The following is a 12,610-nucleotide window of genomic DNA, read 5'->3' on the forward strand; positions in this document are numbered from 1 at the left end:
AGGCATTCCAGTGTTCCGCTGTCGGGCTAAGCACCCGCCCGGCGCCGTTGGCTGCGACAGCTTGCGCTGCCAATATCCGAAAAGACACTTACGACCGCTATGCCGAATCTTGCGGCTCACTGCCCGCGCTGAGGTTCTTTTCAGTCGCGGCCATCAATTCGCTGGCGCTTATCCCGAGTGCGGCAGCGATTTTCAGTATCAAAGGCAGCGTCGGCACATGCTCCCCGCGTTCGATCTTGCCCATGTGCGAACGCGATATTCCCGCCTGATACGCAAAATCGTCTTGAGCGACCCCCTGCGCGACGCGAGCGGCACGCACGGCCCGCCCGAAAGCTAATGCTGGTTCGGATTCATATGTGGGTGTGCCAGGTGGACGACCTGGCTGAATAGTAAGCTTCTGCATCAACAGAAGCGTCAAACAATCCTCTTAAATTAACCACGTTAAACATATAGACGTTAAACTTCTCTCTTTACTATGATGCTGGTTTGCCCTTGACCTGCTTCGTCGCTTCTGTAGGTTCTCCGTGGACAACATCACCAGCCAACCCGCCCACCTCAGGCTTGCGATTGCGCCAGGCGTATCGTCATCTCAGCTCTCGGCGCTGCTCGCGCTGCAACGAGCGGAAGAACCCGAGGTCAGCATCACGTTCTTTGAAGTGGCAGGTGACGAGCTGCTTGATGGGCTTCGTGAAGGCCGCTACGACGTGGGAATGTCGCTTCAAGGAGCGAGCGATCCGGCCCTGGAAACCCAGCCCTTGTGGATTGAGCACATGGCCGTTGCGATACCGCTGAGGCTTCCCTTGCTTGAGCAGGCATCGCTCACCATCGCCGACCTCCAGAACTATCCGATCTTTCGCTGGGAGGCTGAGACCTGTTCTTCGCTGGATCGTCGGCTGCTCGCGCGTCTGCCTGCTGACCCGCAGAACCTTCAGTACGTGACTTCCTTCGAGATGATGGCGCTATGGGTTTCTGCCGGCTACGGTGTCGGGGTATCCGCACAATCGCGTATCAAGCACGCCCCTGGATGGGGAGTCAGCATGCGACCACTGGACGACGGCCCCTACGAAATCGTGGCGCACCTGCATAGGCCCCAGGGGCAAGCGAACCCTGTTTCCGAACGGTTCGAGCGCAGGGCACTGCAGATCGCAAAAGCGCTCCCTTCCTGATCGCAGTGGCTGTCGGTAGCTGCCAGCAGAAGGCGGTGGATTTATGCCTTTCGCCAAGAGGGGTGATGTGGTACATTCAGAGGCCACTTCTGGTTTTAATAACCAGAAAAAATCTTTATTAATCAATGGGTTGGCTGCCTTGGGTGATTCCCTTCACCCGCTCCATCCCGCCTCTCGATCACTCCTGATCGAGCAGGTCACCCAGCCGATCCGCTTCGGCTGAAAGCGCTTTGATCACGGAAAGATGTTCCTTGAGGCGCTCCTGCCGGGAACTGCCCGCCGGCATTTTCGTCAGATTTTCAACGTCACTGAGCACCTGCGAGCAGAACGTGTTCTCCTCGGTTGCTGCGGGCAGCACCACGGTGACATGAAGAACCCCGCTCAGCATCATGCCGACGTCGTAGGGGTCGAAGTCCGATTCGCCCTCGAACTCGAACAGGGAAAGCCTGGCGTAGAAGTCGACTTCGTCCACTTCAATGCCAACACATCCGCGACCGGCCCGGTCAACGTTGAATCCTACGTCGAGGTGGTGATCCAGCATGTCCCTGTCGCGGTAGAACAGGAAGCCCAGGCCGTTCCCGAGGCGGTCCACCTCCATCTGATAGCCGAACGTATCCCGGAAACAGGCCATGAGGTCCTTGGCCAGATCAAGGAGGGGGCGGTTGGTGTAGATGATCGTGGGATAGCCGGTCCATTCCGCCATCGTGTCCGTCCGCGGTTGAGTGATCGAAGGTGCCAAAGCACGACATATACAACGCTGGATATCGCGCTTGGCTTCTCTTAGCGCTGTGAGCGCACATTCTGGAGGTCGACGTGATGGATCACAACGAACACTCTGCCTGATCTGCATGGCTTTGAATCCAAGCACGCTTCGCCGTTACACCCAATGGCTGCCCATTCTGGTCTGGGTTGTCATCGGTGTGGCGTGGTGGTCACCTCTGGGAGTGATCGCCGGCTTGGCTGCGTGTCTTGCGTTGGGGGGCGTGCTGCAGCGCTTCGATCTGATCGGCGATGCAGTAGGCGGTGAACGGTTGCGCTCGCGAACACCAGGGCGCTTTGCCAACCGGCCGCCTGCCCACGATGTGCAGCTGGAATGGGGCGAGCTGGGCATGGGAGGGCCCGTCTACAGCACCCAGATGCTGCGTGATGGTGCCATCGTCGAAGACATCGCCATTGCAGGTGGTCGTGATGCCAGTTGCGGATGGAAGGACGTTCCGGGAAGCGCACTGCGCTGGGCCTCCTGCTATGTTGACCGGTGCGAGGCCGTCATCGTCTACGACGAGCATCACAAGGTGGTGTATGTGCTGGCGATGCCTGGCTGGCAGTTCTGGCAGCAACTGAATGCGCAGCGGCAATCCGAAGGAGACGCTGGCGCCGTGTCGTGGCTGCGCAGCCTGCCCAGCAGCACGCGCCAGCTGTATCCCTGTCGCGGTCTGTGGCTGCACCAGGCGCACCCGGCGCTGAGCGCTGGAGTGCCGAAGGCGTTGCGGCATGTCCTGCCTGATGCCCGGGTGCTGCAGGCCATCCCGCTGCTTCCCGACGACCTGCGCCTGACTGCGCATCCGACCTTGTTCGCGCGCATCTGCCCGTACGCGCTCTGTCTTGATGGCGAGCCCAGTGACCGTCACGCCTGCGATCTGGAGACGGTCATTGCCAGCCCGTCCGGTCGATGCCTGGTGGTGGCGGGCAGCGTGCTCGATGGGGAGCTGCGTCCCATCGAGGGAGTGTGGCTCGTCCACTGGCAGGGGCGTTGGCAAGCCATTGGCCGCTATGCGATGGGCGGCAGCGGCAAGGCCCGGAGTGGGGCCTGGATCGATGTGATCGAGGCCGGCGATGACGGCACGCTCCGATGCGAGGCCTACGAGGAACGCTGGGAGTTTGATGACATCACGCGTTGCCCGACAGTACACACGTCGCTGGCGCTTCCCGTGGAGTGGCGGGACACTCCGTTGGCACTGCGTGCTCGCAATGGACGCTTCAACCTTCGCATCCCTTCGCCCTGATCAGGCCTCGGTGGCGCGCTCGCGCGTTTCCCGCAGCGACTGCGCATACTCCTCGGTAAACAGCCCCGACAGCGCCCGGCGCTGCCCCGCATCGATTTCGCGCGAGGCGTTGGTCGTGTAGTCGAAATGCACCATTACGCAGCGTCCGCTGGCCACCAGGGCCTCGAACTGGAACGCCTGCTGCACGATCGTCAGCGAAGAGCGGCCGATGCTCTCGATGCGGGTCTCGATGCGCACGTCGTGTCCCGGCTGGATCTGCTGCAGGAAGTCGATTTCGTAGCGGCGCAGGATCAGCGTCAGGTCGCGCATGCCGGCCTCGCGGCTGAAGTACCGGAAGATCTCCTGGCGGCCCTCCTCGAACCAGACGGGCAGGGCGGTGTTGGTGACGTGGCCAAGCACGTCCACCTCGGAAAAGCGTGGGAACACGGTGATCGACATGGGCTTCCTTCCGGTCTGTCCAGATCCTGGCAGTGTGCCGTCCGTTTCCGGCCAGGCCACGCCGCAGAGCATCATCCACCCGCCACACGCCCGCGCTATGCTGCGCGCCTGCCGCCCGATCCTGCCGCGATGAAGCTCGCCCTCCTGTCCCGCAACAGCTCCCTGTACTCCACCCGCCGGCTGGTCGAGGCGGCCCGCGCGCGCGGCCACACCGTGCGCATCCTCGACCCGCTGCGCTGCTACATGCGCATCGCCGCCGATGGTTTCTCGATGCATTACAAGGGCAGGCCGATGACCGGGGTGGACATGGTCATCCCGCGTATCGGTGCCTCCATCACCCGTTATGGCACCGCCGTGCTGCGCCAGTTCGAGCTGATGGGCGCGCGCACGCCCAATCCGTCCGACGCGATCCTGCGTTCGCGCGACAAGCTGCGTGCGCACCAGTTGCTGGCGGCCAAGGGCATCGACATGCCGGTCACCGTGTTCGGCGACAACCCCGACGACACTGTCGATCTGTTGTCCATGCTCGGCCCGCCGCCGCATGTGGTGAAGCTCAACGAGGGCACCCAGGGGCGGGGCGTGATCCTCACCGAGAAGGCCAGTGCCTCGCGCGGCATCGTCGAGGCCCTGCGCGGGCTGTATGCCAACTTCCTGATGCAGGAGTTCATCGGCGAGGCCAAGGGCGCCGACCTGCGCTGCTTCGTGGTTGGCGACCAGGTGGTGGCCTCGATGCAACGGCAGGCCCCGGAAGGCGACTTCCGCTCCAATCTGCATGCCGGTGGCACCGCGGTGGCAGCCAAGGCCAGCCGTGCCGAGCAGCAGGTAGCGGTGCGCTCGGCGAAAGCGCTGGGCCTGTCGGTATGCGGGGTGGACCTGATCCGCTCCGCGCGTGGGCCGCTGGTGCTGGAGGTCAACTCCACGCCGGGGCTGGAGGGGATCGAAGCCGCATGCGGGGTGGATGTGGCCACACGCATCATCGAGCATGTTGAGAAGCTCAAAAAGCCCTGATTATTCAGTGGCTTGAAATTCTCATGAGTGAATGAGGCCGGGTTTAACATGCCTTTAATCGGCCCCGGCGTAGCCTTCAGCGAACCGCAGCTCTGCCTCTCAGCAGGATCGGTATCGGGATACAACTTCAGACCCAGGCGGGGGCACCGCCTGGGTCTTTTTTATGGCGATCCAGCTTCGCTTGTGTCTGGAGCCCCTCCTGCTCACCACTCCCGAGTGGCACTTGCTCATGTGAAGGGACGTCAATACAGTCTGCATTCACCTTCGGACAAGGATACGTTTGCCATGAAACGCGCACTGCTCATGACTTGCCTGCTTTCCTGCGCGGTTCTTCCTCCCATTGCATTGGCGGCGAAGGACAAGACTGAGGTGATCCGACCGGGCCAGCCCCTGCTGGCCGAAGTCGAACGGATCGAAACCGATCTAAATGATGGCAAGACCTATTCGGAGCTCAAACCCGATGATCGCAGCCGCGTGCGCGAGGTGCTGGGCCGCCTGCGATCCGCTTCGGAACGCTTCCCGGACGCATCGGCCATGCCTGAATCGGCACGAACTCAAGTGTTCAATGACCAGCAGATCGTGAACACCGTTTTGACACAGGCGCGTGAAGATAGTCGTCTAATATGCAGGCGCGAACGAACTGTGGGTTCCAATCGCCAGCAGACGAGTTGCATGACCGTGGCGGAACGGAATCGCAAGAGAGAAGAAGGCGGCAACGAGCTGCAGCGGGTCCAACGTCTCGGTACACGTATGGATACAACTGATTTTTAATTAGAGGTGACAGTGAGAATCCTGGTAATCGAAGACAACAGCGACATTGCGGCCAACCTCGGCGACTACCTGGAGGACCGGGGACACACCGTGGACTTCGCAGCTGATGGGGTTACCGGCCTGCACCTGGCTGTGGTGCACGAGTTCGACGCGATCGTGCTGGATCTCAATCTGCCCGGCATGGATGGCATCGAAGTGTGCCGCAAGCTGCGCAACGAAGCGCGCAAGCAGACCCCGGTGCTGATGCTGACCGCCCGCGATTCGCTGGACAACAAGCTGGCCGGTTTCGATTCCGGCGCCGACGACTACCTGATCAAGCCGTTCGCGCTGCAGGAAGTGGAAGTGCGCCTGAATGCCCTGTCGCGTCGCGGCAAGGGCGTGCAGACCCGCGTGCTGGAAACCGGCGACCTGGAATACAACCTGGACACGCTGGAAGTGCGTCGCCAGGGCAAGCTGCTGCAGCTCAACCCGACCGCGCTGAAGATCCTGCAGGCGCTGATGGAAGCGGCGCCGGCCGTGGTGACCCGCCAGGAACTGGAAACCCGCGTGTGGGGTGAGGAACTGCCCGACTCGGACTCGCTGCGCGTGCACATCCATGGTCTGCGTGCGGTGGTCGACAAGCCGTTTGAAGTGCCGCTGATCCAGACCCGCCATGGCATCGGATACCGCATCGCCACCCCGGAAGCCTGATTCCGTGGCAACCAAGGGGGAGCGCCGGCGCACGCCCTATCGGCGGCGCCTGCGCAGCCGCATCATCGTCTCGTTCGTGTTGTTGGGCTTCTGCCTGACAACACTGTTCGCGTTCGCCACCAACTGGGCCCGCATGCGCGTGGAAAACCAGTTGGTGGAAGACGTGATGAACCGCAACATCAACGAGTACGTGCGTCGGTTCTACGAGAGCCCGGATCGAAACCCCGACCTGCCCGTGCAGCAGATGCGCGCGCGCCTGGTGAAACCCGACAAGTTCGAGGCATTGCGCGAGGAAGAGCCGGATTGGGCAGCGTTGCCTGATGGCAACCACAACATTTCCGGTACCGACGAACGTGGTCAGCCGTACGCCTACAAGCTGGCCGTGCGCAAGACGCCCGACGCCTGGGCGTTCCTGGCCTATGACATGACCGACAGCGTGCGGGGTGGGCAGCAGCTCAACCGCGCGCTGGTGCTGTCGGTACTGGTGTTCAGCCTGCTGTCGCTGGTGCTGGGCTGGTGGTCGGCATCGAAGGTGATGAAACCCGTGTCGGATCTTGCCGCACGGCTGCGCGCCTACCGCGGCGGCACCAGTGACCCCGAACCGCTGGCGCCACGCTTCCCCGATGACGAAGTGGGGCAGCTGGCCCAGGCACTGGACGACTATTCCTCGCGGTTGACCGAAGTGGTGCAGCGCGACCGCGAATTCAATGCAGACGTCAGCCACGAGCTGCGCACGCCGCTGGCGGTGATCCGTGGCGCCACCGAGCTGCTGCTGACCCGGCCCGGCCTGGATGAGAAGGTGCTGCAGCGTCTGCAGCGCATCCAGCGCGCCGAACAGCAGTGCAGCGATCTGATCGGCGCCCTGCTGCTGCTGTCGCGCAACGAGCGTGGGCAGGGCACCAGCAACGTCGCTCGCGTGGCCGAACAGTTGCTGGACGCGCATCGCGCCCAGCTGGGTGGCAAGCCACTGGAGCTGGCGCTGGAAGGTGAGCGCAACCTGGTGATCGACGCGCCCGAGGCGGCGTTGTCGGTGGCGCTGGGCAACCTGATCGGCAACGCGGTGAAGTACTCGCAGGATGGCGAAGTGCGCGTGTTCGTCGGCACCAATTCGGTATCGGTGACCGACAGTGGCCCGGGCCTGAGCGAGGAAGACGCTGCCAAGCTGTTCCAGCGTGGTTATCGCGGCACCCACGCCGGCCATTCGCAGGGCGGTGGCATCGGCCTGTCGATCGTCAGCCGCCTATGCGATCTGTACGGCTGGCAGGTGAGCGTGCGCCCCGGTGGCGAGCGTGGCGTGATCGCCACCCTGACGTTCTCGCCGAAGCCGTTGTAAGCGCGGACGGCCGACACACCCGCTTCGGTAGGCGCCGACCTTGGTCGGCACTGCATCCGCGAGGCTTCGGGTGGATTCAATGTCGCAAGGAGCACGGAAGTGCCTCTTCCTGCCAGTTCGGGCTGGGAGCCGCGTGGTTGTGGGGGCGTGTCGCGGCTCACGGTTCCGGCGATCCCCGCTGCCATTGCCGCATTTGCCTCCTGACAGACTGACGCGCAGATGGCCAGATGCCTGCGCCGGAATCACCCGCCGTCCGCCAGGAGGCTCGCCATGTCACACCGCACCCGTTACCCGAACCTGTATCAACTGGTCGGCGAATCGATCAGCCAGCTGTCCGCCGATATCGCCCAGCGTGTCGAGGACGCGCTGTCCCGGCCCGATGGCCTGATGCCGCTCCTGAAGGTCCAGATGGACGTCGACCGCATCACCGGGGAGGCTGCACAACGCGCCGGGTTGAAAACGTCGGAGGCCGGCACGCTGGCCGGCATCAGGCACACCGTCGCAGGTATCACCATCCTGACCCGGATGATGTACGCCGTGCATATCGCACGCACCCGCGGAGGTCCGTTGCAGGTCGTACCTTCGGATGCGATGGAAGGCCTGCTGCTGGCTGCACGCGAGCTGACCTGCCACGCGCAACAGCAGTTGCGGGCTGAGAAGATCCGGGGCGGAGCAACGCTGCAGTAGTCGTCGTGGGTCGGCGCATCCTTTGTCGCATTCCGCCTCCCTGGCTGCCAGGCATTGCCTGCACGCCCTGACGTTGATGCCGTTGAGGCCTGTCGTGCCGGGCAGAAATTGATCCTCGACGCTTTTCAGACACTTTTCAGATTGCGTCCTCCGCATTGATCCGCCAAGGCTTGGACTACAGACAAGCGCGCCCTCGCGTGCCGTGTTCGTCGAGGAACTGCCATGGATCACCCATCATCGTTTGTTGCCGCCTACGAGGCGTCGTCGCGCGTCCATCGATTCTGCGGTCCTACCGCCCTGCGGTTGATCGTGGAGCGCTGGCACGGCAGCGAGTCGTTGTCCGAAGGCCTGCGCTGCCAGGTTGATCTGCTGGGCGAGGCATGCGGGCACAGCCTGGATGACTGGCTGACCCGACCGGCAAGCATCACCACACGCCAGCCGGACGGCGCCGAGGTTGTCCGCGCCGGGCTGATCCGCAGCGTCGAGCGCCTGGGTTACGCAGGCCGTCTGGTGCGGTACCGCGTTCACCTGGCCGACTGGACCGCTTGGCTGCATGACAGTCGCCACAGCCGCGTCTTCCAGGATGAGGATGTGGCCAGCATCATCCGCACGGTACTCTCGGTGCATGCGCCCCTGGCGCATTGGTCCTGGCACCTCGGAAGTGCCCATGCGCTTGAGCGTCGGTGCCGGGGCTACCGCGTGCAGTATCGCCAATCGGACATGGCATTCCTGCAGCAGTTGATGGCCGATGAAGGCCTGGGCTGGTGCATCCGCACGCTGCCCGAGGCACCGGGCGGGCACACGCTGATGATCTTCGGCGACAGCACGCGATGCTCGCTGCTGTCGCCACCGCGGCGCCTTCACCAGAGCCAGCGCGTGCTGGATGGCGGGGGCATCGCACTGTTGCATGAAGCCTGGCGGGTAGTACCGACCCACATGACCCGCGTGACAGACCTGGACGATCCGTTGCGGGTGGTTTCGGCCAGCCTGCCTGTTCGCACAGTGGCCCGTGGCCCCTTGGAGGACTATTCGCCGGCCCGCCACGCGGCGTGGGAGACCTCGCACGACGCCTTGGCCGAGGTGATGCGCGACACCGAAGCGGCGCTGTGTGAGCAGCGGCGCTGGACCGGTGAGGGGACCGAACCGGACTTCCAGCCCGGCTACGCGTTCGAGGTGCTGCCAGAACCCGGGCAGCGGGCGGTGCCTGCGTTGCTGCTTACGGCGGTGCAACACGCGGCGGTCAATCAACTGCCTGCCGTTGTCGAACTGCAGCAGCACCTGCCGCTGCACGCTTTGCCCGACATCGTGCCCGCAGACCGCGCGCTGAAGCTGGGCTATGCCAACCGTTTCGAGGCCATGCCGTTCGACCGTCGATGGCGACGTTCGCCGGAGGGCAGGGCAGAGCGGTCGATGGCCCCCGGGCCACAACTGGCCACCGTGCTCGGCGGTGATGACGGTGCACCGCTGTACATGGACAGCAACGGGCGCATCCGCGTGCGGTTCGGCTTTGCCACCGACAGCAGGGCTGACAGCGGCTGGCTGCGGGTCGCCCAGACCTTCGCCGGCCCCGGCGTGGGCAGTCAGTTCCTGCCCCGCGTCGGCCAGGAGGTGGTGGTGGATTTCATCAACGGCGACCTCTGCCGCCCCATCGTGATTGGCGCGCTCTACAACGGCCGTGGCGAGGCGCGCGCTGAAGCGCTCGCGCAGTCCAGCGATGCTGGCAGCAGCGCCCAGAACAATCTTGCCGGTGGCAACGCCCCGTGCTGGCATGCCGTAGGCGCGGGCGAACCGGCCCAGCGCAATGCAGGCGCCGTGTGGGGCATCAGCTCGCAGAGTTGGGACGGCGATGGCGGCAACAGTCTGGCGTTTGATGACAGCGACGACCAGCTGCAGGTGCGACTCGCCACAACGCAGTGCCACAGCGCACTCAGCATGGGACATCTGCGTTACCGGCAGCACAACTTCCGCGGCAGCCTGCGCGGAAGTGGGTTCGAACTGCGCAGCGATGCGTGGGGCGCCGTGCGTGCAACGGCAGGCCTCTGGCTGGACAGCACGCAGCGTGCCGCGTCCGCCCCGGCCGGCCTGCGCGCTGCGCCGGTGGCCCTGCTGCGGCAGACCGTCGTGCTGGCGCAGACCTTTGACGAGGCTGCACGGCAGCAGCGCACAGTGCGGCTGCGTGGCCCCGCCATCGAGGGCGATGGCGCGAGCGTGCTGCAGACCCTGGCCGACAGCGTGGCGGCATCGCAGCGGCTGCAGGGTACTGACGAAGACATCCCAGCAACCGGGTCTGCGGTGCTGGGACTGTCGGCACCAGCAGGCATCTGCCAGGTGGCCGGGCAGGCGATCCTGCTGGCGGCAGGGCACAGCACGCTGCTGGCCAGCGGCGCCAGTTCGGGCGCGATCGTAGGCGGTCACGTGCGTTGGCAGTGCCGCCAGGCCATCGGCGTGCTGGCTGGTGCGACACGCAATCCTGATAGTGCCGGGTTGAGTATGGTGGCTGGCGAACAGCCGCTCGACGTGCAGGCGCAGGCAGACGCTGTGCACCTGCAGGCGCGCGCTGGGCTGGTGGCGGCCAGTCGCCAGGAGGAGGTGCAGCTGGCTGCGGGAGGCACCCTGCACATTGCGACGGGAGGCGGCGCGGCAATTACCTTGAAGGACGGCAACCTGCACGTGACCTGCCCGGGCACGCTGACCTTCAAGACCGGCGAACGGCACTTCACCGGCCCAGTGCAGGAGCTGTTTCCGCTGCCGCAGTTCGCGCAGACGGTCTGCGTGGAGTGCCTGCAGAAAGCCATGCAGGCCGGTCTGCCCTGGTCTGCGAAGAATGGCTGACGCCCCGTGGATCGATCCGTGGCGGCATTCCCGGTTGCCGTGGCAGAGCCCCGGCGATCTGCGCGCGGACGCGCGGCCCGCCTGTGCGCTGCTGGACATGGGATTCGCGCCGGACGCCTGGACGCAGCTGCGCGCGCTGACCGCAGAAATGGAGCCGCTGTTCGCGCATCGCTATGCCGGCAATGGATTGGACCGATTGTCGCCGTGTCTGGTTGCCCTGCCGGACGAAGCCGGAGCACGCGAACGGTCCTGGCAGGCGCTGCTGGACCTGAGCCGCGGCGCGCCGATGCTGTCGGTGCTGCGCAGCACCGCCAACCCGAACGCATTGGCCGAGCATCTACGGCGGATCTGGGAGGGCTGTTCCAGCACCGGCCAGCCGTGGCTGTTGCGCTGGGCCGATGGGCGCACCGCCTCCCGCCTGCTGGATGCGTTGGACGAAGCACAGCGGATACGCGTGCTGGCTGGTCTGCACGACTGGCACCTGCCTACCCGCATCGGAGATTGGATGTGCGTGACCGGCAAGGGCGGGACGCAGTTCGATGCCGACGCAAGACCACTGACGTTCACTGCGGCTCAGGAAACCGCATTACGGAGCGGAAGCCAGGCCGATGCCATCACGCGCTTCATTCTGCAGCGGCCCGTGCTGCGGCCGGAGGACATGCTGCCCTCGCAGGTGCATCGCTGCGCGGAGAACGTGCTGGGACGTCTGGCACGCCGAGGCATCGATCATCCTGCGCTGGCGCATCGGATGACGATCAAGGCCGTTGCTAGCTGGAGCGGCCGCCATGGCGATGATGAGATGCCATGAAGGGAGCCGGGTGGCAGCCGAAGACCTGCGTATTTCCGCCGATGTGCGCCGCTGCGTGCACATGGTGGCCGCACATGAAGTACGCGGCTCGTTCCCGGTGGATCTGGTGGACGGCGCGAACTGTGAGCAGATCATCTACAACGGCATGTGCCGTAGCCGAAGGTGCATTTGAATGAGCAACCTTGAGCGAATAGCTGCTGTAAAGAAGGTGCTTGTCAGAGCTGCTCTGGTCGGGCTAACGCTGTTTGCCTTGGCTGGTCTGGTGCTGAAGCTTATGGGCTTCAGGATTGGCCCACCTCCGCCCGGTCTTCCGAAGCCGCGGATTATTGACTATACCTCTGGTCACGACATTACCGATGCGCCGCCAGAAATGCATCTCACGATCGGTATTGCTAACTATTCTGACGAAGGGCTGGGCATAGTCGTCATCAATGAAGCATGGGGAGGGGGAATGGAGCCCCGTACCAGCAGCAATGGGCGTACATGCTGCGTGACACTCCCCCGCATTTGGCATCCGGGACTGAAGGTAACGGTTGCTTACCGTACGAGTAGCATGTTCCTTAAGGATCCGCATAGCTATGTTGAGAAGGAGATCGCTGTGCCGCGCTACAAGCCCTTCTTGGATGGCTTTATCTTCTTTATGTATTTCCGTGGTGATGAGGTAGGAGTAATAGCAACGCCATATTTTCCGGGATTTCCTAAGTTTGCTTACGATCTTGATTTTGCCGACAGTGAGCGTGATCCAGAAAGGATCAATGGATTTCTTGAGGTGACGGCAAGGGACGGGGTGGCGGAATGAAAGTAAACGTGGCTCCTTCGGTGTCAGATCCTTCGACGCAACTCAGTTTGACTGAACTAGGAAGATATTCCGCTT

General features: G+C 63.8%; 14 protein-coding genes. 11 read left to right on the forward strand and 3 right to left on the reverse strand.

Translation table 11 applies throughout. From position 1 onward, the window contains the following. Positions 1–97: 97 nt before the first annotated feature. Complete coding sequence (locus N5D91_RS06310; protein WP_003158903.1) at positions 98–403, reverse strand: helix-turn-helix transcriptional regulator; 306 nt, start codon at positions 401–403, stop codon at positions 98–100. Positions 404–524: 121 nt separating this feature from the next. On the opposite strand from N5D91_RS06310, the gene N5D91_RS06315 reads away from it, so the two are divergent. Beyond that, entirely contained in the window at positions 525–1,166 is a 642-nt protein-coding gene (locus N5D91_RS06315; protein ID WP_003158902.1) for a substrate-binding domain-containing protein, read from the forward strand. A gap of 178 nt (positions 1,167–1,344) precedes the next feature. On the opposite strand, the gene N5D91_RS06320 is transcribed toward N5D91_RS06315, so the two are convergent. Then, on the reverse strand, positions 1,345–1,869 hold the full coding sequence (locus N5D91_RS06320; protein ID WP_180854240.1) for a hypothetical protein: 525 nt from the start codon (positions 1,867–1,869) through the stop codon (positions 1,345–1,347). 145 nt (positions 1,870–2,014) lie between these two features. Here N5D91_RS06320 and N5D91_RS06325 point away from each other — a divergent pair, with 145 nt between their 5' ends. Continuing rightward, positions 2,015–3,169 (forward strand): hypothetical protein, encoded by a 1,155-nt coding sequence (locus N5D91_RS06325; RefSeq protein WP_180854239.1) that lies wholly within the window; start codon positions 2,015–2,017, stop codon positions 3,167–3,169. Here the strand turns inward: N5D91_RS06325 and N5D91_RS06330 are convergent, their stop codons facing one another. Beyond that, a complete protein-coding gene (locus N5D91_RS06330) occupies positions 3,170–3,607 on the reverse strand; it encodes a thioesterase family protein (protein ID WP_164162023.1) in 438 nt (145 codons plus the stop codon). A 129-nt stretch (positions 3,608–3,736) separates the two neighbouring features. Here N5D91_RS06330 and rimK point away from each other — a divergent pair, with 129 nt between their 5' ends. The 9 genes from rimK to N5D91_RS06375 all read left to right on the forward strand — a co-directional run bounded on the left by rimK (position 3,737) and on the right by N5D91_RS06375 (position 12,535). Next, entirely contained in the window at positions 3,737–4,615 is an 879-nt protein-coding gene (rimK, locus tag N5D91_RS06335; RefSeq protein ID WP_110713377.1) for a 30S ribosomal protein S6--L-glutamate ligase, read from the forward strand. 285 nt (positions 4,616–4,900) lie between these two features. After that, the gene (locus tag N5D91_RS06340; protein ID WP_110713376.1) at positions 4,901–5,386 is read left to right on the forward strand and encodes a hypothetical protein; all 486 of its coding nucleotides are present in this window, start codon (positions 4,901–4,903) and stop codon (positions 5,384–5,386) included. A 12-nt stretch (positions 5,387–5,398) separates the two neighbouring features. After that, positions 5,399–6,076: a response regulator transcription factor gene (locus N5D91_RS06345; protein WP_005410804.1), complete on the forward strand. Its 678-nt coding sequence runs from the start codon at positions 5,399–5,401 to the stop codon at positions 6,074–6,076. Beyond that, positions 6,039–7,409 carry a HAMP domain-containing sensor histidine kinase gene (locus tag N5D91_RS06350; RefSeq protein WP_110713374.1) on the forward strand — a complete coding sequence of 457 codons (1,371 nt, stop codon included), beginning with the start codon at positions 6,039–6,041 and terminating at the stop codon, positions 7,407–7,409. The genes N5D91_RS06345 and N5D91_RS06350 overlap by 38 nt, the downstream gene beginning before the upstream one ends. Positions 7,410–7,679: 270 nt before the next feature. Further along, positions 7,680–8,096, forward strand: a complete 417-nt coding sequence (locus N5D91_RS06355) for a hypothetical protein (RefSeq protein WP_180854238.1) — start codon at positions 7,680–7,682, stop codon at positions 8,094–8,096. A 222-nt stretch (positions 8,097–8,318) separates the two neighbouring features. Beyond that, positions 8,319–10,928 (forward strand): type VI secretion system Vgr family protein, encoded by a 2,610-nt coding sequence (gene tssI / locus N5D91_RS06360; RefSeq protein ID WP_180854237.1) that lies wholly within the window; start codon positions 8,319–8,321, stop codon positions 10,926–10,928. After that, positions 10,921–11,736 (forward strand): DUF4123 domain-containing protein, encoded by an 816-nt coding sequence (locus N5D91_RS06365; protein ID WP_180854236.1) that lies wholly within the window; start codon positions 10,921–10,923, stop codon positions 11,734–11,736. Before tssI ends, N5D91_RS06365 begins: the two co-directional genes overlap by 8 nt. 10 nt (positions 11,737–11,746) lie before the next feature. Then, a complete protein-coding gene (locus N5D91_RS06370) occupies positions 11,747–11,908 on the forward strand; it encodes a hypothetical protein (protein ID WP_180854235.1) in 162 nt (53 codons plus the stop codon). After that, a complete protein-coding gene (locus N5D91_RS06375; RefSeq protein WP_180854234.1) occupies positions 11,909–12,535 on the forward strand; it encodes a DUF3304 domain-containing protein in 627 nt (208 codons plus the stop codon). Positions 12,536–12,610: the final 75 nt, after the last annotated feature.

This window comes from Stenotrophomonas sp. GD03794 (genome assembly GCF_029842145.1).
GTDB classification, from domain to species: domain Bacteria; phylum Pseudomonadota; class Gammaproteobacteria; order Xanthomonadales; family Xanthomonadaceae; genus Stenotrophomonas; species Stenotrophomonas riyadhensis.

What these genes read in the sequence shown, in the direction of transcription:
- N5D91_RS06310 (WP_003158903.1), bottom strand. Translation starts at nt 403, where the DNA reads ATGCAGAAGCTTACTATTCAGCCAGGTCGTCCACCTGGCACACCCACA.
- N5D91_RS06320 (WP_180854240.1), bottom strand. Translation starts at nt 1,869, where the DNA reads ATGGCGGAATGGACCGGCTATCCCACGATCATCTACACCAACCGCCCC.
- N5D91_RS06325 (WP_180854239.1), top strand. Translation starts at nt 2,015, where the DNA reads ATGGCTTTGAATCCAAGCACGCTTCGCCGTTACACCCAATGGCTGCCC.
- N5D91_RS06330 (WP_164162023.1), bottom strand. Translation starts at nt 3,607, where the DNA reads ATGTCGATCACCGTGTTCCCACGCTTTTCCGAGGTGGACGTGCTTGGC.
- rimK (WP_110713377.1), top strand. Translation starts at nt 3,737, where the DNA reads ATGAAGCTCGCCCTCCTGTCCCGCAACAGCTCCCTGTACTCCACCCGC.
- N5D91_RS06340 (WP_110713376.1), top strand. Translation starts at nt 4,901, where the DNA reads ATGAAACGCGCACTGCTCATGACTTGCCTGCTTTCCTGCGCGGTTCTT.
- N5D91_RS06350 (WP_110713374.1), top strand. Translation starts at nt 6,039, where the DNA reads ATGGCATCGGATACCGCATCGCCACCCCGGAAGCCTGATTCCGTGGCA.
- N5D91_RS06355 (WP_180854238.1), top strand. Translation starts at nt 7,680, where the DNA reads ATGTCACACCGCACCCGTTACCCGAACCTGTATCAACTGGTCGGCGAA.
- tssI (WP_180854237.1), top strand. Translation starts at nt 8,319, where the DNA reads ATGGATCACCCATCATCGTTTGTTGCCGCCTACGAGGCGTCGTCGCGC.
- N5D91_RS06365 (WP_180854236.1), top strand. Translation starts at nt 10,921, where the DNA reads ATGGCTGACGCCCCGTGGATCGATCCGTGGCGGCATTCCCGGTTGCCG.
- N5D91_RS06375 (WP_180854234.1), top strand. Translation starts at nt 11,909, where the DNA reads ATGAGCAACCTTGAGCGAATAGCTGCTGTAAAGAAGGTGCTTGTCAGA.